Annotated in this window: 17 protein-coding genes and 4 pseudogenes; 11 read left to right on the top strand and 10 right to left on the bottom strand. The window is 64.2% G+C overall.

Going from position 1 to position 24,775, the window contains the following annotated elements:
• Positions 1-141 precede the first annotated feature (141 nt).
• A complete protein-coding gene (locus MSIMFI_RS18740; RefSeq protein WP_191498638.1) occupies positions 142-2,373 on the top strand; it encodes an AAA family ATPase in 2,232 nt (743 codons plus the stop codon).
• Positions 2,374-2,692: 319 nt separating this feature from the next.
• Complete coding sequence (locus MSIMFI_RS18735; protein ID WP_191498637.1) at positions 2,693-3,412, top strand: hypothetical protein; 720 nt, start codon at positions 2,693-2,695, stop codon at positions 3,410-3,412.
• Between the two features lie 606 nt (positions 3,413-4,018).
• Here MSIMFI_RS18735 and MSIMFI_RS18730 read toward each other — a convergent pair.
• Both MSIMFI_RS18730 and MSIMFI_RS18725 read right to left on the bottom strand, forming a co-directional pair.
• Entirely contained in the window at positions 4,019-5,227 is a 1,209-nt protein-coding gene (locus MSIMFI_RS18730) for a tyrosine-type recombinase/integrase (RefSeq protein WP_191498636.1), read from the bottom strand.
• Positions 5,217-5,813 (bottom strand): uracil-DNA glycosylase family protein, encoded by a 597-nt coding sequence (locus MSIMFI_RS18725; RefSeq protein ID WP_191498635.1) that lies wholly within the window; start codon positions 5,811-5,813, stop codon positions 5,217-5,219. Before MSIMFI_RS18725 ends, MSIMFI_RS18730 begins: the two co-directional genes overlap by 11 nt.
• 467 nt (positions 5,814-6,280) lie before the next feature.
• Between MSIMFI_RS18725 and MSIMFI_RS18720 the strand changes: the two genes are divergently transcribed.
• The gene (locus MSIMFI_RS18720; RefSeq protein WP_191498634.1) at positions 6,281-6,658 is read left to right on the top strand and encodes a hypothetical protein; all 378 of its coding nucleotides are present in this window, start codon (positions 6,281-6,283) and stop codon (positions 6,656-6,658) included.
• Between the two features lie 182 nt (positions 6,659-6,840).
• On the opposite strand, the pseudogene MSIMFI_RS18715 reads toward MSIMFI_RS18720, so the two are convergent.
• Positions 6,841-7,565, bottom strand: a pseudogene (locus tag MSIMFI_RS18715) (hypothetical protein).
• A gap of 236 nt (positions 7,566-7,801) precedes the next feature.
• Between MSIMFI_RS18715 and MSIMFI_RS29780 the strand changes: the two are divergent.
• Both MSIMFI_RS29780 and MSIMFI_RS18705 read left to right on the top strand, forming a co-directional pair.
• A complete protein-coding gene (locus MSIMFI_RS29780) occupies positions 7,802-8,434 on the top strand; it encodes a RelA/SpoT domain-containing protein (protein WP_224770358.1) in 633 nt (210 codons plus the stop codon).
• Positions 8,431-8,685 (top strand): hypothetical protein, encoded by a 255-nt coding sequence (locus MSIMFI_RS18705; protein ID WP_085248784.1) that lies wholly within the window; start codon positions 8,431-8,433, stop codon positions 8,683-8,685. The genes MSIMFI_RS29780 and MSIMFI_RS18705 overlap by 4 nt, the downstream gene beginning before the upstream one ends.
• Before the next feature lie 12 nt (positions 8,686-8,697).
• On the opposite strand, the pseudogene MSIMFI_RS18700 reads toward MSIMFI_RS18705, so the two are convergent.
• From MSIMFI_RS18700 to MSIMFI_RS18690, 3 genes and pseudogenes are all read right to left on the bottom strand, one after another.
• A pseudogene (locus tag MSIMFI_RS18700) lies at positions 8,698-8,955 on the bottom strand (tyrosine-type recombinase/integrase); the annotation flags it as partial.
• Positions 8,956-8,957: 2 nt separating this feature from the next.
• The gene (locus tag MSIMFI_RS18695; RefSeq protein WP_191498630.1) at positions 8,958-10,133 is read right to left on the bottom strand and encodes a serine hydrolase domain-containing protein; all 1,176 of its coding nucleotides are present in this window, start codon (positions 10,131-10,133) and stop codon (positions 8,958-8,960) included.
• The gene (locus MSIMFI_RS18690) at positions 10,130-11,611 is read right to left on the bottom strand and encodes a biotin carboxylase (RefSeq protein ID WP_191498629.1); all 1,482 of its coding nucleotides are present in this window, start codon (positions 11,609-11,611) and stop codon (positions 10,130-10,132) included. The genes MSIMFI_RS18695 and MSIMFI_RS18690 overlap by 4 nt, the downstream gene beginning before the upstream one ends.
• A 748-nt stretch (positions 11,612-12,359) precedes the next feature.
• Between MSIMFI_RS18690 and MSIMFI_RS18685 the strand changes: the two genes are divergently transcribed.
• Entirely contained in the window at positions 12,360-15,929 is a 3,570-nt protein-coding gene (locus MSIMFI_RS18685) for an nSTAND1 domain-containing NTPase (protein ID WP_191498628.1), read from the top strand.
• Positions 15,930-15,990: 61 nt separating this feature from the next.
• On the opposite strand, the gene MSIMFI_RS18680 is transcribed toward MSIMFI_RS18685, so the two are convergent.
• From MSIMFI_RS18680 to MSIMFI_RS18665, 4 genes are all read right to left on the bottom strand, one after another.
• Positions 15,991-16,587 carry a hypothetical protein gene (locus MSIMFI_RS18680; RefSeq protein ID WP_191498627.1) on the bottom strand — a complete coding sequence of 199 codons (597 nt, stop codon included), beginning with the start codon at positions 16,585-16,587 and terminating at the stop codon, positions 15,991-15,993.
• Positions 16,580-18,925: a copper-translocating P-type ATPase gene (locus tag MSIMFI_RS18675; protein WP_191499074.1), complete on the bottom strand. Its 2,346-nt coding sequence runs from the start codon at positions 18,923-18,925 to the stop codon at positions 16,580-16,582. The genes MSIMFI_RS18680 and MSIMFI_RS18675 overlap by 8 nt, the downstream gene beginning before the upstream one ends.
• 55 nt (positions 18,926-18,980) lie before the next feature.
• Positions 18,981-19,277: a DUF1490 family protein gene (locus MSIMFI_RS18670; RefSeq protein ID WP_085248899.1), complete on the bottom strand. Its 297-nt coding sequence runs from the start codon at positions 19,275-19,277 to the stop codon at positions 18,981-18,983.
• A 124-nt stretch (positions 19,278-19,401) separates the two neighbouring features.
• Positions 19,402-19,812, bottom strand: coding sequence for a DUF4189 domain-containing protein (locus MSIMFI_RS18665; RefSeq protein ID WP_085248791.1), 411 nt, complete (start codon positions 19,810-19,812; stop codon positions 19,402-19,404).
• Positions 19,813-19,952: 140 nt separating this feature from the next.
• Here MSIMFI_RS18665 and MSIMFI_RS18660 point away from each other — a divergent pair, with 140 nt between their 5' ends.
• From MSIMFI_RS18660 to MSIMFI_RS28345, 5 genes and pseudogenes are all read left to right on the top strand, one after another.
• Positions 19,953-20,393: a hypoxia response transcriptional regulator gene (locus MSIMFI_RS18660; protein WP_085248792.1), complete on the top strand. Its 441-nt coding sequence runs from the start codon at positions 19,953-19,955 to the stop codon at positions 20,391-20,393.
• Positions 20,394-20,663: 270 nt separating this feature from the next.
• Positions 20,664-21,305 (top strand): DUF2182 domain-containing protein, encoded by a 642-nt coding sequence (locus MSIMFI_RS18655; RefSeq protein ID WP_224770330.1) that lies wholly within the window; start codon positions 20,664-20,666, stop codon positions 21,303-21,305.
• Between the two features lie 695 nt (positions 21,306-22,000).
• Complete coding sequence (locus MSIMFI_RS18650) at positions 22,001-22,162, top strand: hypothetical protein (RefSeq protein WP_169726206.1); 162 nt, start codon at positions 22,001-22,003, stop codon at positions 22,160-22,162.
• A gap of 71 nt (positions 22,163-22,233) precedes the next feature.
• A pseudogene (locus MSIMFI_RS29345) lies at positions 22,234-22,524 on the top strand (DUF732 domain-containing protein); the annotation flags it as partial.
• A 565-nt stretch (positions 22,525-23,089) separates the two neighbouring features.
• A pseudogene (locus tag MSIMFI_RS28345) lies at positions 23,090-24,747 on the top strand (PE family protein); the annotation flags it as partial.
• Between the last annotated feature and the right edge of the window lie 28 nt (positions 24,748-24,775).

Genomic DNA, 24,775 nt, shown 5'->3' with positions numbered 1-24,775 from the left:
GTCGCAGTGCTATTCGGTCAGATCGACGGCGCGCCTGTCCGAAGTTATGAGAGCGCAGCAGTAACGTCCGATAAAAGGGAAGCCCGCTCGGCTGTTGGCGACCGAGCGGGCAGCAGATCGAATTTGCGAAGGACCGATCTAATGACTATTCAAGCACAGCCGCCTGATAATGGCGAGCGCGAAACGCCAAAACCTGATTTGCGGGTGGTCAGCGGTGCGGACGAATTTGTTGCTTATGCGCTGGCCTGGCGTGAAGCCGGATACCCGCCGCTGATCCTGGGTGGCGATAACGGCAAGAGGCTGTTGGTGCGGCACGTCACCGGCTACTCGCCTGACGACGCCACCGAAGCCGACATACGGTCATGGCCCAACCGTTTCCAGCGCCACGGCGAAGTCAACCTTGGCATCCGCTGCCCGGCCGGGGTAATCGGCATCGACGTGGACGCCTACGACGGCAAACGGGGCCTGGCGACCCTGGCCGAGCGCGAGACCGCATGGGGTTCACTGCCGCCGACCTTCATCACGACGGCCCGCGATGACGGTTCGGGCATCCGCTGGTATCGAGTGCCTGTCCGCTGGTCGGGCCGTGACCCGAAAGCGCTCGACGGCTCAGATGGGCATATCGAGCTGATCCAGCGCCACCACCGCTACGCCGCTGTGCCACCATCTGGCCACGCCAACGGCTCGGACTACCACCTATACGGCCCTGGCGGCGAGGAAATCACGCTTGGGATACTGCCGCCTCCGTCCCAGCTTCCCGAGCTGCCACAGGCCTGGCTCGACGGGCTAGCAACCCCCGCCAGGGCCGGTGGGGTACGCATCGCCGAAGCTGACGTGCCTGCCTGGCTAGACGAGACTGGCGGCGAGGACTACCCACACGGGCTAAGCCAGGTACTCACCGGCTTAGACAACGAGTTAGCCAAGGGGACCAACCGGCACAAAGCCATGTTCTCGGCCTTGTGCTGGGCGCTCAAAGAGGCTAGGGCGGGCGGCTACTCGGCACGGCATGCCCGTGATGAGTTAAAAGACAAGTGGCTCAAGGCTATTCGTGATCCTGATGACGGCACCCACGATGAAGCCGAGTTTAACAACATGCTGCCCGCGGCCATAGCCAGAGCTGAAGCCGACAATTCGGAAGAGCGTTGGTTGCGGATGCGCCGCAACTATGGGGAGGACACCCGCGCTAACCCAGATGTAACAGGCTTGTTATCGCGCGTCAAAACACAGGCCAACGGCGGGGGTAGACAACCTTCGTCAAAAGATAACAGTGGCAACCAGATTCACGATGAAGCCGACTCGAAAGATGACGAGCAGCCCACACGCTTTCTTGGCGTCAGTGCCGCTGAGCTAGCCGCGCCCCTCGCGCCGATGCGCTGGTTGGTGCGCGGTGTGTGGCCGCAACGCTCTGCAGGTGTGCTGGCCGGTGAGAAAAAGACCTTCAAAACATGGAACTTGCAAGCGATGGCCATCGCGGTTGCTGCCGGTGTTCCATTTTTAGATCAGTTTGAAGTCATCTCAGCGCAGCCAGTTTTATATTTGTGTGGCGAGGGCGGTCGCGATGCTTTCGCTAATCGTCACCAGATTATCGCAGCGCGGTACGGAATTAGCCCTGACGACCTGGCCGGTTTGCCGTTTATCGCTGTATTTGACACCGACGAATTAGATAATCCAGAACTGATCGAAGGTATCCAACGCCATCTTGATACGTTGCAACCGGCGCTCGTCATAATTGACCCTCTGTACGCCTACCATCCGTCAAATATTGAAGCATCGAATCTATATGTACGTGGGCCCATGCTTGCCAAGCTGCGTGAGCTGATTGAAGATTACGCCGCGCTAGTGATCGGTGATCACTTCAAGAAGAACGTCGGCGATGCGTTCGATTTGGATAATATTTCGATGGCCGGTCTTTCCCAGTGGTCGGACACATGGGTTTTGCAGCGTCACCGCGTCAACCCTGATCTAATCCAAAACGACTATAAGTTAGAGGTTGAATTCTCCACTCGCCGCGGTGGTGGATGGCGCTGGGAAATCGACTGGCATTTAGAACGTGACGACGCTGATCCTGACATGGTGGCGTGGAAATCGTGTAGCTGGAGAGTAAACAGTCCGGCCAATAGCACATCTTCGACGCCGCAACGCGACCTTGAGCTACGCATTGTGCGTGAGGTTGTCGCAACACCGTGGGCCATGAGTCGCACCGATTTGCATAAAAAAATCGGTGGCCGGACAAAGACTGTGCTTGATGCTGTTAATCGATTACTCGACAGGTTGGAGCTGTCCGAGCGCAAGGCGGCCAAAGGCAGGGCAATGCTGCTCGGTCCTGGCAAAGTCGTAGTGCCTCTGCCGCCGATCTTAGGGGCTGCACCGTGATCGGAGTGCGCCCGGCCTGGTGGTCGGTTCCCAACACCGGGAACCGCGGGAACTCCGATTGCATTTTCGCAGCTAGAGCGGTTCCCACTACCGGGAACTATGGGAACCTCGCAGTGTGGGACCACCGTAGAGGGAGCGTCAGCGACCCTCTGCGGTTCCCCGGTTCCCTCTCTATAAGGGAACCGAAAACGGGAACCGTAGGGAAAACGGCCTTCACCTGCGGATATGGCCTGTTCATGCCGCTTGACGGTTCCCGACTCGGGAACCGACGCGGAACCGCCGCTCAGCAAACTTCGGGACGCAAAGTTAGGAAACGATGATGAGTGAGAACGCATCGAATGACGAACCTATGAAGAGCGCCGTCTGGGATCGCAAACTGGCAGATCATCCAAACCAGCGTTGCAAGGCACATCGCAAAAATGGTGAACAGTGCCGGAAATGGGCCATCGCTGGGTCAACCGTGTGCCGCACGCACGGCGGAGCCGCCAAGCAGGTTCGTAATGCGGCTCGCGTTCGTCTCGCTAACGCCGCTGACCGCCTGGCGCGGGAACTGCTGAAAATGGCAACCGATGACAAGGTTTCAGATTCGGTCAAGCTGGCAGCGATCAGAGATGCTTTAGATCGTGGCGGCGTAAGCGTTAAAGCCGAAGTTGAACTAACCGCAAAGCCTTACGAAGATATCTTTGAAAGTATCCAGCTCACAATGCATTTGGGTGGCTCTCGTGCCGAGCATCGTCGTTCAATGGGCATCCCAGATGCCACCCCCGCCCTGGTGGCTCCTACTCACGACGACCACATTGAGGCAGAGATCGTTGATGATTTCGATGATGCTGACATGGGCGATTTGTACGGCGCTAGCCAACCGATCACTCCCGACGACGACGAACGTGCCTCTGTGTTCGATACAGCGCCAGCGCGTGACGGTCTGATGACGATGGAAGACGGCATGAGCGAGATAGCTCGACTGCGACGTGAGGCGGCGCAACGCACCCGCCAAGAGCAGCGAGCGTTGCCACCAGGTAATTCAGCACGCCGATAGCCCGCGCATAGCCCAAATCGGGGCTGTAGTGGGTCGATAAGGCTTTGACCTGCATAAACGGAGATATTCCCGGCTGGTATTGCAACAGCCGGGTAAGTGCACCTAATTGCCAAGCCTGTGGGCTTGTCGGTCGGTTGGTTTAGGATCCACCTACCCCGGAAGCCGGGGCAACAATGCCCTATCGTGCTGGAAAGGTTTGCGAAAATGCATATCTGGAATCGAAGGACGATGTGACACGCGATTGGGGGTTTCGTGATGAGTATATTTGGGCGTTTGTTCACAGTGAACACAAAAGATTGAGGAAGAGAGAAAAGAAAGAAAAAGTACAGGCTAAGACTACGCCGCTACTTTCGGAGGAAGACGAGCGCATAATTGTTCAACAATATATTAGAACTGGCCAAGGCATTGAAGCGCTTCAGACGCTTGGTCGTCGTGTTGTTAAAGACGCAAAAAAACAGCGTGCATCCTATATAAAACAGAAGGAAAAGGAACTTTCTTCGTTCGCGGCAGTTTGTGAATGTCCCGCTTGCGGGTGTTTTGATGTCCATTGGCTCACATCGTCAGGACGGGAATGCAAACAGTGTCAGCATCACTGGTATCAAGAACTCAGTCCACGACGAGCGCCGGTTTGGTCGCGAGTGCTGACAGGGCCAAAGCAATCTCGGCGTCGCGACCGCTGACCATGTGCTGATACCGCAAGCTGGCGCTCTGCGTCGTGTGCCCAAGGTGGTTCATCGTCTCCACGAGGTTGCCGACCCGCGCTACCTGGGTACCGGCGAAGTGACGCAAATCGTGCAGGCGCATTCCTGAGATGTCAGCAGCAGCGCAAGCATCACGGAATGCAGGTCGCACAACGCGATCCATGACATGACAGCCACCACGAACCGGCACAAACAACCGGCCACCCTCAGATTCGGGCTCGGCGAACCGCTCCAAATGCTCATGGATTGCAGCCGCGATATGCGGCGGAATTCCCACCTTGCGCGTGCGATGGGTTTTCGGCGTGGATAGATGGCAACCTTTGCGATGGCTTACGCCGCGAGCAACCACGATGATGCCTGGTAGTGCGGTGTCGTCGGCATTGACGTAACGGATATCCTTGCGGCGCAGCTCTGTTACTTCGCCGAATCGCAGGCCGCACCATGCCGAAATCAGTACCAACGCTTTAAATTTCGCTTCGATCTTGTCTGCGATGATCGCTAGTTGCTCTGGCGTCGGTATGACGGCTTCGTGGTTGTTTTCCACAACAGTTGCGCGTTCGATGTTGCACGGATTCTGTTGCAGCAGTTCATCTGTGACCGCCGTCTTGCAAATCGTGTTGAGCAATCCGTAGGCGTTGGCGCGTGTCTTTTGGTGCGCTGGGTCTAGGCCGCTATACCAGGCGCGAATCGTGGTCGGTCGCAGATTGCTTACCAGGATCGAACCAAGCTTGGGCGCAATGTATTTGTCAAAGCTGGCTTGGTACTGGATTCGGGTGTTTTCTTTGATCTGGCGGTGCTCGATCCAGTCTTTTGCATATTCGGAGAGCGTAGGTTGTGACTTCAATTTTTGGTGGGCGACGGCACTCCGTTGCGCTGGGCTCATCCATTGCAGCTCAGTCGATACGTTGCTTGCCATCGCTGAGCGCAACCCCGCCTTGGCGTTCTGGATATCGCGGCGCTCAGCGGTCAGCCACTCTTCGGCTTCGATCTTGAGTGCGAAGGTTTCCGGCGCGAAGTGCCGCACGTTGTCGGGGCCGATGTAGGACGCCTGGTAGCGACCGCTGGCGCGTTTCCTAATCCATCCCCACCCGCGATGATTTTTCTTACCGGACATCGAAACCCCAACGGATTGCACTTGCCAAGCTAGGCGACCAATATTGACGATCTTCAGTAGGCTTCCATCTCAGCGAACCGGGGTGTTCGGGGAATACGAGATAGGTGATATCAGGTTGAAATTGGCGGGGCGGGACGAACGGCCACGAAAGTTGTTGTGCCTTAGATGAATACAATTTCGTCAATTCATCTTCGGCGTCATCGCCTAACCCAATCACCAGTGTCGGTTTGACGATCGTTAGTTCGTCACGCAGGAAGCGCCGGCAGTTGTTGATCCACTCGACTTGCGATGGTTGATCGTTGACCGGGTGGCAATGAACAACGTTGGTAATGAAGATGTCGCCTTTGTTCTTTCCTGCGATCCTTAGAGCGTCATCGATATAGCGACCACTGCCACCCGTGAACGGAATTTTCGTCTCCATGCACTTACGGCACAGACTCTGGCCAACGATGGCGACGGGGGAGTCAACGGAGCCGTAGCCGGGTGCCGACTCGGTTTTTCCGGGCTCGTTCATGCCGTCGCAATCGTGACACTCCTTGATTTGGTCAGCTATGAGGTTCATGCGTTGTCTTTTCGTGCCGGACATGGCGTATTTTCCTCTCGCTTACAACTTGAAACCATCTAGTTTGCTAATCTCCCAGCGGTGAAACTGTGCTGAGCTGCTAGTTTGCAGGGCTGGGCTATCCATGGGCTATCCGTAACGGCATACTGCTGGTGTTTGTTGTTGTCCGTTGTTACTAGGATACCAGCCAAAAGCCTTGCAATACAAGGGGATAACGCTGATCAGCAGCTTACCGTCTCAGCAAATAAATCTAGTTCGATCCCAGCCGGGACCACAGCTATCGTTGCTGCTCAAGCGTTGTTTTTGAGGATCATCCCTCGTCGTTGGGCCAAGTACGTGCTTGATCCGCCATACTAGGGTCGTCGCCCTTGGGTGTGCACCCCGTACTGCGTCGAAGCACAAGAGCCGTTCTTTGCACAGGTGCGCCGCTGCTGCGCAATTTAGGCTGCAGCACTTGCTATTTCGCATATTCGCGTTGTTAGCTGTGCCGCATGACGACACACGCGATCGCGCCGCCTCCCGATGCCCGGCGAGTATTCGACTGGGAATCCGGCGGCACCGGGTGGGCTCGGTGGTTCGACGGCACTGCGCGCGCCGCGGGGCCCCGACGAACTCAAGCGGCTCTGATGATCGCCAGCGCCGCAAGCCCAGCTCGCAACGCTCGCCAGCGGGCCCGCCGGCTCGGTCTGCGACTGTCCCAGCGTGGCGCCGTATTCACGCTCAACGACGACGACGGGGCCACTGTCGAGGTCACCCCGCTCGCCGCGGTTGAGGCGTACCTCGGGCAGCGGTACACCCCGTGCCGACCCGGCCCGCAACGCACCACCAGTGCGCCGGACATCTGCGCCCTCTCCGAGTTGCGGTTCTGACACATCTCCGCCTACGAGCGACTTGCGCGCCTCAGCTATGGCGCGCAGGTCAGCGGCCCCGAAAGAAATGGGTGTACCCCCCAGCCTAACTCCGGCAACGGTAGCCAGTTTTCTTATCCAGCGAGGCGAATTGTTTCGGCCAAAACCTTATTTCGTTCGAATTACGTTGCGACACAGGCGATTCAGATGCATTTGGCGAGGCGGATCGCCGAGCACGGGCGCGGCATGGGATGGTCGTCGATTTTCGCTAGGGAAGGATAAGGCGCTCGGACCCTTCGTCGGCGGCCCTGAGGTGGGCCAGGAGACGGTGGCCGAAGTCGCTGATGTCGTGGATCAGGATGTGGCCGCTCCGCTCTGCTGGCAGCCACGTGCCGTCGCCGGCGTCAACGGTTGTCGTCGCGATCGCGACCCCGGTTTGAATGAGCGCCGCCAGCACCGGAACGGCCTCGGCCTCACTCGCCGCCCTCATCACCTCGCCTCGCCGATCGTCGTCCTGGTCCGGTGAGGACGTGGCGGCTTCCGCCAACCGGCGAAGTGCGCGGATATGCACGGGTTCGAGCTTGGTCAGCGTGGACACGATGAGCGACGCCGGTTCGACCTTGTCGTCATCCTCGAATGCGGCAGCAGCAGCCCGTGCGAGGAGTCGGCGCTTGGCCTCCATGCTGGTGTGTGCGGCCGCCTCGATTGCTTGGTTGAGCAGCGGTTCAAGTTCCGGATTCTCATCGATGCGCATCAAAACGGTGTCCGAGCCGACGTCCTCGCATATCTCACGCGCGGTGATCTCGGCGCGATGCCGGACGCGTTCCACGATGGCGTCGAACAAGGTTTGTATCGGACCTCCGACTACCGGGATGGCGGATATGCCGCCGCTGATCAGGACAGCGATGACAGGTCGGGGCTTGTTCATGAAGTCGATACTCCGGTGTCGGATGGTGATCGCCGGTGTAAGACACGCCCCGGCAGACGGCGCGACCTCAGCTCGGCTTATGGCATGCCGGGCGGCTTTCCATCGCGCGTCGCCGGGCGGCGGTAGCGTTCCCTGACGTGGCTGTTTCTGTCCCGAGTGTCTCCGCGGTGAACCGTGCGGGCGATGTCTTACGCAGGTTGCGAGTGGTCGGGAATGTCGTCAGTGTCGCCGCTTGGATGGAGGTCGGCCCCGAGCAGATCTTCGCTGCATTGGACACGCTGGAAGCGTGGCGCGCGGCGCATGCTCGTCCCCTTGGCGCTGCGACGAACGGACTGCGGTCCCGTGTCCAGACAGTGGGTTGCGGTCATATCGAGGTCTCGCAGCGGCTGAAACGTATTCCCACCATCATCGACAAGCTCGGTCGTGAACCTGGCATGAACCTTGGTCGGATGCACGACATCGGGGGCTGCCGTGCCGTCCTGCGAAGCCTGGAGGAAGTCCAGCGCGTCCAATCCAGATATGCGGGTGACCCTGTCACCGTTCGGACCAGGGACTATGTCGTGAAACCAAAGCCGGACGGCTATCGCGCAGTACACGTAATCGTCCGCTACCAGGGTCGTCTGATCGAAGTGCAGCTCCGCACGCAGGTCCAGCATGAATGGGCTTACACAGTCGAAAGTGTCACGTCACGGTTCGGGTTGGATATCAAAGTTGGCGGCGGCCCTGCGCCGGTGCGAGACTGGTTCGCAGCGGTATCAGAGGCGATGGCGCTTGAAGAAGATGGCCAAACTGTGGGTACAGAGCTACTGCATCGTGTAAATACACTGAGAAGGGCCGCGCAACCCTACCTGCAAGGAGTACGTCGATGACTGCATCGCTGAATCACTTCTTGCTCATGTTCGATCACAGCCGCGCTGAGCTAGTCAAACTGACGGAATTCGGGACCGATGTAAAGAGCGCGATGGCCGAATATGCCCGGCTAGAACGTGAGCACATCAAGGAGTCCGACTCGATCGAGATCGTGCTGATCGGCTCGGATTCGTTGGATACCGTGAAGGTCACCCACGCGAACTACTTCGACGGCACAGTCGCAGTCTCGAAGTATTTCGCCGGCATCTGAAAAACTGGCCCGCTAGCAGCGGCCCCTGGAATTCTGTTCGACGAGCGTAGCGGCCATCGCAACCGCGCGCATCTCGGCGTCGTCGATGACTGTGTATCGCTCGGTGGTGGCGATCGGCTCGTGGCCGAGGAGTTGTTGCACGGCGCGGAGGTTGCGGGTGCCGCGGTAGGAGCGGGCCGCGAATCGGTGCCGAAGTGTGTGCATGGTCCAGCCGTCGGGTAGTGCTGCGGCAACGATCTTGCCGACGGTATGCGGGGCGAGGTGGCGGCCATTTACCTAGTAATTCCAGCCAGTTCGTGTGCCACCGCATCGAATGCGCGCAGCGTGTCCAGCATGTGCGGCTCATGAGAGTGCGGCTGGGTGGATAACTTTGCGGCGATCGTCTCCGTGGTGCGGTTGACGTAGATCATCTGACCACACATGCCCAGGCACAACACGACATTGCTGCCCGGGTAGGGGAACCACATTTGGTTGCGGTACATCCCACCGGGCAATTCGGTGTCGTCGGGGCTGGCGGCGAATGCCTGACGCGAGTCCGGGCCGCCATTGAGGGTGTCGGCGACCCACGCCGCCGGCACCACCTGTTCGCCTGTCAATGAGACACCGTCGTGCAAGAACAGCGACCCGAACCGGATCATGTCGGTAAGGCACGCGTTGATGCCGCCGTCGAAAAAGCCAGTGCCGACGGCGTCTACGGCGATGGTGGCGTCGCATTGGGCGCCGATGCGACGCCACAGCAGCTCCGACATCAGTTCGGGCATCCGCTGGCCGCCCGCCGCCTCGCAGATCCAGCCCAGTACATCGGTTTCGCACGAGCGATATTCGAACGGGCCGCCGTGAGCCGACTTCTGCCGCAGGGTCAGCAGGAAGTCGTACAGCGTGGAGCGGACATCCGGACGGCTCTTGGGTGCCCAGCCGATCGCCTGATCGAGGACGTGTATCTGCGCGGCCGGGTCGTCGTAATCTTCGGAGAAGGCGATACCCGACCGCATGTCCAGCAGGTGGCGCACCGTCGCACCGTCGTAGCCACAGTTCGCCAAAGCGGGAACGTATGCCGTGACCGGCGCGTCAAGCTCGATCGCACCGGCCCCGTACAGCGCGCCTACCACCGCGGCCACCAGCGACTTGCTCAGCGAGAACAGCAGGTGGCGGGTCTGGGACACCATGCCGTCCAAGTACTCCTCGGCCACCATCGAACCGCGGTGGGCGACCGCCCACCCGTCGGTAGCGGTGGCCGCCATCACCGCGCCGACGGTGGTGGCAGACCCGTCAGTGCTGGTCACCCGGATCTCGGCCAACGGAGCGCTGGCCGCGGGCAACGCCGCGGCCGGCCCGGTCCCGCGCGAGATCACCGCGGTCGGCACGAAGTCTTCGACGTGCTGGAATGACCAATGCGAATACGGCGCCGACAGCCAGTTGTCCAGTGAGATACCGCCCGGGACTGTCACGCTCGTGCGACGAGCCGCGAGACGATCGGCGCGGCCGGCGTCAGGGGTGTTGAGACGTACTGCGCCTTGATGCCTTTGACCCACCGCTGGCAGCGCTCGGTGAGGTGGTAGTCGCTGGTCTGCAGGTGTCCGCGGGTCACGAGCACGCCGAGTTGGGCGCCCGCGCAGCGTAAGTCGCCAGGCGCCGCGACGCGCATATAGAAGGCCTCGGACTCGTCGAGCAGCGTCGCCCAGTCGTTGCCTTGGCGCGCAAAGGAGACGCGCCCGTCATCGTTGAGGCGCCACACACCGGTGCGTGGGGTCGCGGTGAACATCTCGATATCCGGCGAGGTCTCGCTGATTATCAGCTGACCCCAGACCTCGTCGTCGCCATAGCCTTGCTCCCAGCGTGAGTTGATTTCGTCGATGTCGAGCTCGTACTCCACGTCCATGTACTCGAGCAGGTGGAAGAGGAACAGCGGCATGTCGGCGTAGGCCTCGGTGGTCAGGTTCGTCATCGGGCTCGCGCCGCTGAGGCGCGGGTTCACCTCGCCGAGGTAGAGCTCGTCGGAGTCCAGGTCGTGCAACAGGTCTACCTCAAAGTAACCGCGGTACCCCTCGCGGCGCAGGATGTCTCCCAGCTTGCCGACCATCTCTCGCGCCGCATGCGTCTGTGCGGGCGGCAGCACCCCGCGCCAGATGTCATTGCCGCACCAGCTGCCCTTGCCCGGAGTCAGCTCCGGGTAACCGACGAGACTCGTCATCGCGGGGCCGATCACGGTGCCGTGGCGAGTCACGACGCCCTCGATGCACACCTCGACATTGCGGATGCGCTTCATCACTTTGACTTCTTGCTCGACCAGGTCGCCGGCGTGATCGTCCCAGTCGCGCTGGCCACGCACAAATAACACCGTGCTGCCGGCGTCGCCGTAAGCGGCCACGACGACGAGGTCGTCCCCCAGCCCGGCGCTCTGCGCGAGCGCCGACAGCTCGTCATAGCAGCCGACGCGCCCGATCACGTGAGGCACGCTCGGCACGCCCGCCTCGTCGGCCAGCCGTGTCATGACGAGCTTGGAGCCCAGGCGATGGCGCAGCTCCGCCGGGGGGTGCATGACCTCCAGCCCTGCCTGGCGCGCGAGGGCCTGGGTCTCCTCGTCAAGCATCACGAAGCAGGCCTTGCCGCCGGGCCCTCGTCGCGCGATGAACTCGAGTGTCTCGGGATCACGGAGGAGGTGGTTGCACACATCCCCCATGCACCCGAAATCAATGCGGTCGCGCCGCCGGGGCACGAACACGCGCGAATGTTCGCCCTCAAATGAGTCGTAGTAGGTCAGGTAGAAGAAGTTTCGTACCCAGCGGTACATGCCCAACAGGTTGAACGGGGTAGGCGAGATGAAGTACAGCGGCACGGTATTGGTGTGAAAGAACGCGCGCACGTCGGAGATACCGTGCAGCACGCGACGCGGCTCGGGCGCAGGTCCGCCGGCGGGCACTATCACGCCAGCCGCGGTGACGTCGACGGCTGGGCCCGGCGCAGCGACCGCGAGGGGGGCAGGGGCGCTGCGGTCAGCGCGACGGCGGTGAGTTCACATGGCTTCATGCCAAGAGTGTGCGCCCGCCCATGGCCGCGTGGAAATGTGGAACGCCGCTCGTGAGCGAGACCAGTTGTACCGCGGATGCCGCGGGCAGCAGCGCCGCGTTGCCGTTTGACCTGGTGCCGGCCCGCGACCAAGCGTCTTGAGGTTGATGAGGCCAGATCCCTCAAAAGGTTAAAAATTGTCCTCAACCGCCACGGCAGCAATCAAGTGCTCCGGCGATCTTCATAAGTTACATGCGTGAAAATGCAGACGCCGCCCGGCGGCTGTGCAATACGATCACCGACATCGGTGGGGACGTGTGACAAGACGACAACCTTGATAGGCCGGGGGATGCATGGGAGCGTAGGACGTTGACCCCGATCCGCCGAGCTATCCGGTTGTTCATTCCGCTCGTCCCCGCCAATACGGAGCGCGAGCAGGAAGGTAACGTTTCCACGAAATCGATAGATGCAGCACAGCGATCGTCGCATATTCCGCGTCGATGCTTCATAGTGCCGGCGAACGTCGACGAAAACCCGAGTCGGTACGATCGGGCGCCAGATGCCGTCCAGCGCTTGGACATTCGTTACGCGCCGGCCGGTGAGGCCGATGCACACCCGATCGCGATGCTGGCCGACGAAATCAGTGCTATGCCGTGGGCTGTCACACCATGACGAGCACAACAGCGGCCGAACAGCTCGACAGCGATCACCCGTGGCCGGGGCTCGAGTCGTACCAGGAAAGCGCGCGAGAGTTCTTCCACGGGCGTGACCATGAATTAACGTCGCTGCTGAGCCACGTTCTTGAGGCGCCGATCACCGTCTTGTACGGAGCGTCCGGTCTGGGCAAGACGTCGCTGCTGCGGGCGGGCCTGTTCCCGTTGCTGCGCGAGCACCACTTGCTGCCGGTCTATGTGCGCTTCGACTTCGAGCCGGGTGCGGCACCCTTCACTCGCCAATTACATCAATCGGTCTATAACACGATTCGAGCCGATGTGCCCGATCCGGTGCTGCCTTTTCAAGATGAATCCCTTTGGGAATACCTGCATCGCGCCGACCTTGAGCTTTCCAGCGCGCAGAACTATCTACTTACGCCCGTGATTGTCCTCGACCAGTTCGAAGAGCTCTTTACGCTCGGTGCACGGGTCCCGCATCTGGTCCGGGAATTCCGCAATGAGCTGGCTGACCTGGCCGAGAATCGTATTCCCATCGACCTGGCGGCGCGAATCGAAGACGACGGGGATGTGGCGGCGCGATTCCATTTGCGGAAGCGCAATTACAAGCTATTGATTAGCTTGCGTGAAGACTGTCTCCCCGAACTTGAAGGGTGGCGCGAGCTTATCCCGGAACTCCGGCACTCGCGGATGCGTCTGCTGCGTATGCGGGCACCCGAGGCAGTCGATGCGGTGCACAAACCAGCCGAAGAGATGATGCCCCGTTCGCTGGCGCGCCGGGTGGTGGGAATCATCGCGGGCGAGGATCTCCGCCGCGCCCGCGATACCGCATATGCCGACGTCGATCATCCCGGCGGCGACTCGGGCGTTTGGGGCGCGTCGGGCGCTCCAGAGGGCGCTCCAGGGGTGGAACCCGGGCTGCTCAGCTTGTTCTGCCGTGAGCTCAATGAGGATCGGAAGCGGCGCGGCCAGAGCCACTTCGACGAGCGGCTGGTCGAGGACGGCAGGCGTGACATCCTGTCGAACTACTACCTGTCATGCGTAAGGGATCTGCCGCCGCGCGTCGCGCAGTTCATCGAGTCGGAGCTAATCACCGAGAAGGGATTTCGCAACAGCTACGCCCGCGAGGACGCGGTGCCTTTGCGTCTCACCGACGACGAACTAACCAGGCTAATCGGGGCGCGGCTGCTACGGCTCGAGGAACGCTACGGCGCGCAACGCATCGAACTCACGCACGATGTGCTCACCGGTGTCATACGCGAACGCCGCGACCAGCGACGCGCGGAAGAGAAGGCGGCGTTGGCAGCCCGTGTGGAAAGCCGGCAAGCCGAACTCGAAGCCACTCAGCGGCGCGCGGCCACGCTGCGGAAGCGCTCACGGATCCTCGTTGCGGTGTTGGCGGTCACCGCCGTCGTCGCCCTCGTGGCCGTGATGCTGGGTGTGCAGGCCGTCCAAGCCCGACACCAGGCGCAGACCCTTTTGCAGGGCAAGCTGATCGCCCAGCGGCAGATTCTGATCGCCCAGGCGCAGGACATGCTGGCCGGTACCCAGCCGGGTGGGGACGCGCGGGCGTTTCAGCAGATTCTGGCCGCGCGCGCCCTGCCCGTTCCGTCCGACGACGGCCCGCTCTACACCGCGGTGGCCCAGCGAGCCAGCACCCTCAAAATCATCACCGGCCACGTCGGCGCGGTAAACGGGGTGGTGTTTAGCCCCGACGGTCACCGGCTGGCCACCGCGGGCCTCGACAAGACGCTGCGGGTCTGGGATGCCGAGACCGGCCAGCAGGTCGGCGCCCCCCTGACCGGGCACGAGGACAACGTGATTGGGGTGGCGTTTAGCCCCGACGGTCACCGGCTGGCCAGCGCGAGCCTCGACAAGACGGCGCGGGTGTGGGATGCCGAGACCGGCCAACAGGTTGGCGCCTCCCTCCGGGGCCACACCGGCTCGGTACTCGGCGTGGCGTTCAGCCCGGACGGCAGCCGGCTGGCCACCGCGAGCACCGACCGGACGGTGCAGCTGTGGGACGCCCGGACCGGTGACCCGGTCGGGGCACGCCTCGTCGGCCACACCGGTTCGGTGGTCAGTGTGGCGTTCAGTCCCGACGGGCAGCGGCTGGCCACCGGCAGCGACGACCAGACCGTGCGCGTGTGGGACGCCCGGACCGGCCAACCCGTCGGCGCCCCCCTGGTCGGCCACATCGGCCCGGTGCTCAGCGTCGCGTTTAGCCCCGACGGTCACCGGCTGGCCTCGGCGAGCATGGATAAAACGGTCCGGGTATGGGACGCCGACACGGGTCGAGGGATCGGCCCGCCGCTCAGCGGCCACACTGGGCCGGTGCAAAGCGTGGCGTTTAGCCCCGATGGGCACCGGTTGGCCACCGCGAGCGCCGACCAGACCGTGCGGCTGTGGGACGCCGACACCGGCCGCGACCGCGGCCCATCGCTTAGCGGCCACGGCGGCATCGTGAATGGCGTGGTGTTCAGTCCCGACGGGCGCCGGCTGGCCACCGCCAGCAGCGACGGTACGGTGCGGCTGTGGGACGCCGGCCAACCATTCGGCGCCCCGCTCGCCGGGCACACCGGCGCCGTGAACAGTGTGGCGTTCAGCCCCGACGGTCGACGCCTGGCATCGGCCAGCGACGACCAATCGGTGCGGCTCTGGGACGCCGCCACGGGCCAGGCGGCCGGCATGCCCCTTCTCGGCCACACGGGCAACGTGAACAGTGTGGCGTTCAGCCCCGACGGGCGCCGGCTGGCCTCCGCCAGCGCCGATCAAACGGTACGGCTGTGGGACACGGGGATCCGACAACAGGTCGGCGCGCCCCTCATGGGCCACACCGGCTCGGTGCTCAGCGTGGTGTTTAGCCCCGACGGGCGCCAGCTGGCTTCGGCCGGTGCCGACCAGACGGTGCGGCTGTGGGACGCCGCCAGCGGCAAGTCGATCGCCGCCCTCACCGGCCACACCGGCAAAGTTGACAGCGTGGTGTTCAGCCCCGACGGGCGCCGGCTTGCCTCCGCCAGCGACGACGGTACGGTGCGGCTGTGGGACGCTGGCACCGGGCAATCGGTCGCCACCCTCACCGGCCATGCCGGCCCGGTACTCGGTGTGGCTTTCAGCCCCGATGGGCGCCGGCTGGCCACCGCCGAAAGCGAAGGCACAGTGCGGCTTTGGAACGCTGGAACCGGACAATCGGTCGGTGACCCTCTGAAAGGGAACGGCGGCGCCGTGAATGCCGTGGTCTTTGGCCCCAACGGACGTCGGCTTGCCGCCGCCGAAAGCGAAGGCACGGTGCGGCTTTGGGACGCCACAACCGGCCAACCGTTCGGGGCCTTCCACGAAGGCCACACGGGCCCGGTGCTCAGTGTGGTGTTCAGCCCCGACGGGCAAAGGCTGGCCTCCGCAGGCGCCGACACCACAGTGCGGCTCTGGCCAGCGGATGCATCGCCGGAGATGTTGTGCGCCAAGCTGACTACCAACATGAGCCGCGAGCAGTGGCGCGACTGGGTGTCGCCCGATATGGCCTACGTCAGGCTGTGCCCGGGACTGCCCATCGCCGGTGAGTCCTGAAGCCGGGCTAACAAAACCCCGGGCTTGTCGATGACATCGTCCGCGGTTGGGCAGCCGGCGGTTACGGTGGTCCGCCGGGGCCCATCATGCCGCCGGGGCCCATTATGCCGCCGGGGCCCCTCATGCCGCCGGAACCGCCCATCATGCCCTTCATCATTGCGGGCATTCCCTCGTACACGAACCCGCTCACCTCGCGGGCGTGGGCACGGATGGCTTCGGTGAGCGCGGGATCGCCGGACGTTTCCTCGGCGATTACACCCGTGGGCGTGAGCGTCAACTCGCGGCGGTAGCCGCCGGCGTTGCGGAACAGGGTCGGCAGGCTCTGGCTCATACACATGACCTCGGCGCCTTGGTCGATATGCGCGTACATGCTCGACACGTGCGCCTGCAGCTTCGCGACGAGATCGGGAGAGCGTGATTGGGTTATGGTACGCACTCCACCGGGGATCTCCTCGACGGTGCGGGTGAATTCCGAGTGCCGGTTGAACATGTCCATGTAAAGGCTCATGTCGGCCGGGCTGGCGCCCATCATGCCGCCATCGGTGAGGCGGATCCGGAGGACGGGTGATCCCAGGACGCCGTGCAGCGAATACCCAATAGCGACAGCCGCGCCCGCGCCGAGCACAGCGAGCACCGCCCGCCGTGTGAACCTAATCATGCGACGGTCGTTCGTGCGTCGCCGTCGGCCGCGCCGCCAACTCCGCGGTCGGATGTTTGCGTCCGAACCGGCGTAGCCGCAGCGAATTGGTCACCACGCTCACCGAAGAGAATCCCATCGCGGCGCCCGCAATAACCGGGTTGAGCAAGCCCAGCGCGGCCAGGGGGATCGCGGCCGTGTTGTAGCCGAAGGCCCAGCCAAGATTCTGGTAGATCGTGCGCAGGGTCCGTCTGGAGAGCCGGATTGCAAGCACGACACCGTCGAGCTGGTCGGACATCAGGGTGATGTCGGAGGCCTCGATGGCCACGTCGGTTCCGGTGCCGATCGCAATGCCCAGATCCGCCTGCACCAGCGCGGGGGCGTCGTTGACGCCGTCGCCGACCATTGCGACTACCCGGCCCTCTTGTTGTAGCCGCCGGACCTCGGTGACCTTGTCTTCCGGTAGTACCTCGGCCAGCACTCGGTCGATGCCGACCTGCTTGGCGATCGCGGCCGCCGTGCGGGCGTTGTCGCCGGTGATCATGGCGACCTGCAACCCCATGGCGTGCAGCTGACGGACTACATCGATGGCGTCGTCCTTGACGGTGTCGGCTACCGCCAGCACACCCACTACCTGGTCGTCCCGGCCGACGAACACCGCAGTGCGGCCCTGTTCTTCCAGCTCGACCGCTGCCGCGGCAAGGTGGTCGGGCAGGACCAGATCGTGTTCGTCGACGAGCTTGCGCCGCCCGACCAGCACGCGGCGGCCGTCGATTTCGGCCCGCACCCCGTGCCCGGCCAGGTTGGTGAACGCCTTGGCGGCCGGAATCTGCAATCCGCACTCCTGGGCGGCGGCGACGATCGCCGCGCCGATGGGGTGTTCGGAGCCCGACTCGACCGCGGCGGCAAGCCGCAACACAAGATTGGGTTGGCGCCGCTTGGCGGCAATAACATCGGTGAGCCGCATCTGGGCGCGGGTGAGGGTGCCCGTCTTGTCGAACACCGCAGTGTCGATCTTCTTCGACGCCTCCATCACCTGGCCGCCCTTGACCAGGATCCCCATTTCGGCGCCGCGTCCGGTGCCGACCGTGATCGCGGTGGGGGTGGCCAGGCCCAGCGCGCACGGGCACGCGATGATCAGCACCGCGACCGCGGCCGTCATGCCCGCCACCGGGTTGGCGGCAAGCAGTGTCCACCCGGCGAACGTGAGGGCGGCAACACCGACGACGGCCGGCACGAACACCGACGAGACGCGGTCGGCCAGCCGCTGCACCGGAGCCTTGCCGTCTTGCGCCTGTTGGACCAGGCGAACGATCTGCGCCAACGCGGTATCCGCCCCGACAGCGGTCGCGCGTACGGTCAGCAGCCCATCGATGTTGACCGTTGCCCCGGCGACATGGTCGCTCACTGCCTTCTCGACCGGGACCGACTCGCCGGTGAGCATCGACTCGTCGACGGCGGCGCGCCCGTCGACGACCTCGCCGTCGACCGGGATCTTTTCTCCCGGCCGTACTCGCACCAGGTCTCCGGTTTGGACCTGATCAACCGGCACCAGGCGCTCTTCGCCGTCCACAATCAGTCGGGCTTCCTTGGCGCCCATCTCCAGGAGCTTGCTGATCGCCTCCGATGCCTTGCCCGTGGCCCTGGCCTCGAAATAGCGGCCCAGCACGACGAACGCGATGATCAACGCCGAGGTGTCGAAGAACAGCGGTCCGCCGGCGAACAACTCATACGTGGAGTAGGCAAATGCGGTCAACGTCCCCAGCGTGATCAGCGTGTCCATGTTCGCGCTCAACGCCCGTGCCTGTTGGACCGCACCCGTGAGAAACGGCCATCCGGCGACGAATTGCACCGGTACCGTCGCGGCGAAAGCCAACCACCCCGCCCACGGGTAAGCGCCGAAAGCCATCGTCGAAGCAAACGACAGCAGTCCCAACGGCAAGGCCAGCCACAGCCGTCGCAACCACTTTCGCCGCTGGCGCCTGGCGTCCTCGCCCGGCGCCTTGCACGCGGTGTCTCCCTGGCATCCGGTGCTGGGCCGTTTCGCGGGCGGCCGGTCGGGCGTGCGCCCTAGCGCGCGACGGATCCCGTCCGCGACTTTCCGCACTACGCCGGTGTTGCGTGCAACCGCAGAATGCGGCGGGCGCGTTGGTACCGACTCCGCGGGGATGCGCCGCGCATCGGCGATCGCCGACAGGACGGCACCGGTGTCGCAGCTCGTAGGCGAGTACAGGATCACCACCGATGCCGTACGCGGATAGGCATATACCGCGCACACGCCCGTTACTTTGGCGACCGTGTCCTCGATCGCGACGGCTCGCACCGCGTCGAAACGAAATCCGGTGGCGTGCACACGCATCCGTCCCGCGGCATTGGAGACGACATTCAGCGTCACGTCGGAATCCTTGAGGGTGTCAGTGGTCATGGTCGTTGTCCGAGTCCGCCACCAGCAGCGGTGTAACTGGTTCGCCGACGCGCTCTTTGGCCTCGGCGATGACGTCGGCTGCCTTCAACCGGGCCTGCTCAGCGCTCTCGCTGGCCTTGCGCTCGGCCTCGCGGGCCACGCGCATGCCCCAGGCGGTGACGGTGACGGCCGCCGCGCGCAGCGGAACCTTCGCCACCCCCTTGCGCAGCGCCTCATAGGCCGCAACCCCGACTACGCCGGTCACCACGGTGGGCACCGCCTTGGCCAAGAGTCCATGCAACACCATCATCTAGAACGCTCCCTTCATATCGTTGCCCCGTCACATGGCGGCGGAGGAGTTGACTGTCGCTGGTCTGCTGGCTTGCAGACCTGCAGCCGCTTGAACCCGCCGACGCGGGATCAAGGGCCCCTTAGTTGCACGCCCAGGTCACGATCCATCCGCCGCCGAGTCTGGTCATGGCGTCGTTTTCTGCCATCCGGCGCGTGCTGCCGACTCCCCCGTAATAGGTCGAGCCGTCATGAGCCACTGCGCCGCAGCGGGTGAAGCTGCTGAGCACTTTGCAGCTGGAGACGCCGCATCGGTTCAAGGCGGCGCTCTCCGCGTATGCCGGATTTCGGTGGCGCCACGCTTTGCCCATTGCGCCGTTTGGGGCGTAGGCGATCGCACCGTAGTAGGTAATTGGAGGGAGAGGCGGCATGCCCGAGATCGAGCCGTTGTCTGGCTGCGCGCCTGCCGGCGGAATGAGCGTGATGGCGATGGCGGCGTCAGCGGCCAGGCCGGCGACGGCAACCGCGGTGTGGTGTCGATGGTGTGTCCTCATTTCGTGACCCTTTCTGAGGGCCGCAAGTTCAGCGGTGGGCCCACCTCGATCGCTTCCAATCCGGGTGTCCCGCACTGCTGGCGGCTGCCGTAAACCCAGTGTTATCCTTCCAGTGCACTGGAAGGTCAAGGGGGAGTCGCATGAAGATCAGCGAGGTCGCCAAACTCACCAACACCAGCACCAAGACCCTGCGCTTCTATGAGGACTCGGGGCTGCTGCCGCCGCCTGCACGCAGCGCGTCCGGGTATCGCGACTATGGACCCGAGATCGTGGATCGGCTGCGGTTCATCCATCGGGGCCAAGCGGCCGGGCTGAGTTTGCAGAAGGTACGTCAAATCCTGGCGATCCACGACCGCGGCGAGGTGCCGTGCGCGCACGTGCGACAGCTGCTGAGCGCCCGTGTCGACGAAGTCCGCGTGCAGATTGCTGAACTCGTCGCCCTCGAAGGCCACTTGCAGGCCCTTCTTGACCATGCGTCGGATGGCCCGCCCACCGAACACGACCGTTCCACGGTGTGTTGGATCTTGGAAAGCGACCTGGATGTGGCCGCACCCGTCGAAGTCGGCCATGCTCGCGACTAGATCGGCACCGCAAGGGCGGGGCGCCGGAAGCCGATAGCAGGTCCGCGAAAGCCGTTGACATGATGGGTTATTCGGCGATTTGTTGGCCATCCCGGTGAGGAGAACAGCGCACGTCCAAGTCGTCGCCTTAAGATGGGCGCCAACGGAAGGGGTTGCCAAGTGGGCGACAGCGACGCGCGCGGGCGGTCGAGGACTGATCTGTGGTTGCCGGCGCTCCTGCTGAGTTTGGCGGGTGTGGGCTGGTGGTGGTCAGTGGTCAGTGCTCGCGGCATGCGCGGCGACGACATGTCAATGGCGGCCATGTCATCGATGTCGTTGGCCGCGTTCCTGATCGCGTGGGCGGCCATGATGGCGGCAATGATGCTTCCCGCGGTCCTGCCCGCCGTCCGCCGCTACGGCCGCGCCGCTGCCGGCAACGCCGCCGCAGTGGTCATCTTCGTCGCCGGATACCTGGCCCTGTGGAGCGCGGCGGGCATTCCCGCCTTTCTGGCGGATGGTCGCCTGAACCCGATGGACCACACCTGTGCTTGGGTCGGCCGCGTGGCCGGCGCTGTGGCGGTGGCCGCGGGGCTGTATCAGCTCACGCCGCTAAAGGCGATGTGCCTGCGGCACTGCCGCTCGCGCATGCCCTGTTTCCTCCCCCATGACAACCACCCTGACCGTCCGACCCGAGCATTTCTTGCCGGCGGCCGCTACGGCATGTCTTGCATCGGCTCCTGTTGGATGCTGATGGCGCTGCTGATCGCCTTCGGCACAATGCAACTGGCATGGATGCTGGCATTTACTGTTCTGATCTGGCTAGAGAAAATAGCCCCTTTCGGCGATCGGGTCAGGGGTGTGGCGGCGGCGATGTTCGTACTTCTGGGTGTTGTCTTGCTGGTGCACCCGGCGTTGGTCATCCATCTCGTCTAATCAATGCACGTCGCGGCTACCACGACACAGCGCAGCCGCAGTATCTCGCCGAGCGTGGCGAATCTGTAACGCCTCGGCGGAAATGTCGTAGCCGTCAAGCGCTTTCAGGCCCGCCGCCGCTTAATCGCGACCATTTCCCGTCTAGCTCATTACGTCGTGGAAGCCGCGCTAAGGATTCGGGAGTGGCGAAGCCATCCGATGGCGACAGCCCGGACAGGGCAGTCAATGACTTAACCCCGGCAAACTTGGGAGGCACGCTGCCCGACACGAAATGTCTGGGCGGGCGCCGCGTGGTCGGTCTGCCGGTTGGCGACCCGTTCCCAGGAGTCCTTCCGCCCCCTTAGCTCCTGCGGTCACTGCAGTCAATGCCAGCCAGCTTTTGACGAACTTTGCCCAATATGGAGGGTTACCACCAGCGTCGCCGGCTTCTGTATTAGGTTGCACTGCAACTGCTTTCATTGTCGCGCTATTTGCCGATAACTCGACGCTCGCTCTTAGCCGCGACGCCACGGCTTCACTTGCCTGATCGCCACGTGCGGACCAATTGATTCTCGTGCGACGCCCTTGACATTCCAGTGTGCTGGAAGGATAACACTGGGTTCATGGCAGCCACCTGCACTGCGGGACACCCGGATCGGCGGCAATTCGAGGTGAGCCCACACCACGGAATTGCGGCCCTTGGAACGGGGCGCGAAATGAGGACAAACCATCGGCACCACACCGTGCTTGCAGTGGCCGCGGCGATAGCCGCTGACGCGGCTGGTGCCGCGGCCTGGGCCGTCGCGGGGACGGTGACCGGTGTGCTCGCGATCGCTAACACGATCTGCCGAGGGCCGGCCAAAAACCTGACCAGATAGCCAGACATGTGGCGTAGTCACCCATCCAAAAGCCCGCCGGATCACGGTTCGAGCGGAAAGGAAGCCATACCATGCACACCCGCACGACTAGTCACGCCAGCGCCCTGGTTACCGCCATCGTGGCGCTAACCGGCGCCGCAATGCTGCATGGCGGCGCAGCAGCGGCCGATCCAAACCAAGACGACCAGTTTCTGGCACTGCTCGATAAAAAAGAAATCCCCGTCCTCGCGAACGCGCCACGCGTCATCGCCGCAGCCCACAAAGTGTGTCGCAAACTCGATGGCGGCATGCCGGTGAACGACATAATGGACGGGCTTCGTAACGATGCGTACAACAGTGACCCGACTATGCGCCTATACCCCGCCCGCGTCACGACCACCATAACCCGATTCATCACCGCGTCAGTGGAGATCTACTGCCCATACCATCAAAGCAAGGTAGCTTCCATCAGGGCTAATCTCGCGCCGGGATGGACCGAACCGACACACCGGGTCGCAGCGTACACGCATAACGCAGTTAACTCAGGAAGCGATCTGCGGGGGCCGCCGCCGGTGTCGGAGACGACCAACACGCCGGCGGCGTGGCAGGAACCGACGGGCACCGGTACGGTGCGACTACCGCACTCGATACATGGCGGCGTTCTTGTGGCGGGCCGCTTCCGGGACGACCGGACGGACTATGACGTGCCCGGCACGATGCTCACCTCGCTGATCGGAGTGGTTCCCGCGGGGGATCCCCTCTTCCCGAACCCGCCGCCGATCCCCCCCCCCCCCCCCCCCCCCCCGCCCCCCCCCCCCCCCCCCCCCCCCCACCCCCCCCCCCCCCCCCCCCGCCCCCCCCCCCCCCCCCCCCCACCACCCCCCCCCCCCCCCCCCCCCGGTTTTTTTCCCCCCCGTCCCCCCGGGTCCCCCCCGCCCCGCCGATACCGCCGGTGCCGCCATTGCCGGCGGTACCGGCGGGCAGGGCGGCAACGGCGGCAGCGCCAACGGCGGCGGGTGGGCAGCATCAGCGGTGGCGGTGGCGCTGGTGGCGTGGGCGGGGCCGCCAGTTACTTCGGCAGCGGTGGCGTTGGCGGCGTTGGCGGCGATGGCGCGGCCGGTGGTCATGGCGGCGCCGGGCCAGTATTGATCGGCAATGGCGGCAACGGCGGCGTAGGGGGAGCCGGCGCGGTCGGTGGCGATGGCGGCGCCGGCGGCACATTGCTGGGCGACGGCGGAAACGGCGGGCAGGGCGGCCCGGCGGTGGCCGGCATTCTCGGCGGCCTGCCCGGGCAGGGCGGCAATGGCGGCAATGCCAACTGGTTCGGTTCCGGTGGAGCCGGTGGGCAGGGCGGCACCGGTCTGACCGGGACGCCCGGCCAACCGCCGGGTCCCCCTGGTGCGACCGGTAATCCCGGTGCGGACAATGTCGGTACTGGCGCCCAAACTGGTGGCAATGGGGATCCAGGTGCCAACGGCACCAACGGCACCAACGAGAGTGGCGGAACCGGCGGCAAAGGCGGACTCGGGCAGTCGACCGACGGCAACAACGGCACCGGCGGCAAAGGGGGAGATGGCGGTACCGCCGGCACCAACGGGGGCAGGGGCGGCAGCGGCGGTGCCGGCGGCACCGGCCAGACCAACGGCGCCGGCACGGCGACCGGAGGTAACGGTGGCCAGGCTCAAGCGGGTTCGACCAATGGCGGGAACGGCGGTGACGGCGGCGCTGGCGGCCTAGGCCAAAACACGGGCAGTGGTGACGCGGTGGGCGGCGCCGGCGCAAACGGCGGTGCCGCCAGCACCGTAGTGGGGCCAAATGGCCAGAACGGTGGCACCGGTGGCGCCGGCGGCAACGGCGGACGCGGCGGGATGTTCATCGGCAATGGCGGCGTCGGCGGCACCGGTGGGACCGGTGGAACCGGTGGTGCCGGCGGCGCGGGCTTCAACGGCGGTGACGGCGGGACCGGCGGGGCGGCCCAGAGCGCCGGCGGGACCGCCACCGGAGGCGCCGCCGGAACGGCCGCCGCCGCAGGCAGCATCGGCGGCAACGGCGGAACCGGCGGCACCGGGGGCGTCGGCGGAAACGGCGGTGCGGCCGGGTCGTTCATCGGGTTCGGCGGCGCCGGTGGTGCCGCCGGTGCCGGCGGTACCGGCGGGGTCGGCGGCATCGGTGGCGCCGGAGGCAGTGGTGGCACCGGCGGCGCAGCCATCACCACCAATACCGGCACGGCCACCGCTGCCAACGGCAACAACGGCCTGGTGGGCCTCGCCGGCGGCTCCGGCGGTGCCGGGGGTGCCGGTGGCACCACCGGTGGCAGCGGCGGAGCCGGCGGGCTGATCGGATTTGCCGGCGCCGCGGGCGTTGCCGGCGTCGGAGGTGACGGCGGGATGGGCGGCCAGGGTGGCGACGGCGGCAGTGGCGGAAACGGCGGGAACGCTACCGGCGGAGCCGGCAGCAAGGCCGGCACGGGTGGAAATTTCGCGTTGGGCGGCCAGGGCGGAGCCGGCGGCGCAGCCGGAGGGCCGGGCGGCAGCGACGGAAACACGGGTCTCCTGGGCGTTCCGGGCAACCAAGGCGTGTCCGGGATCATCACCATCCTCACGTGATGTCTGTTTGGTGGCACTAGCGCAGGTA

Origin of the sequence: Mycobacterium simulans, from assembly GCF_900232995.1 — a bacterium.
Taxonomy (GTDB): Bacteria; Actinomycetota; Actinomycetes; order Mycobacteriales; family Mycobacteriaceae; genus Mycobacterium; species Mycobacterium simulans.
Note: the sequence above shows the minus strand (reverse complement) of the source record. Positions and strands in the feature narration are given on the sequence as shown.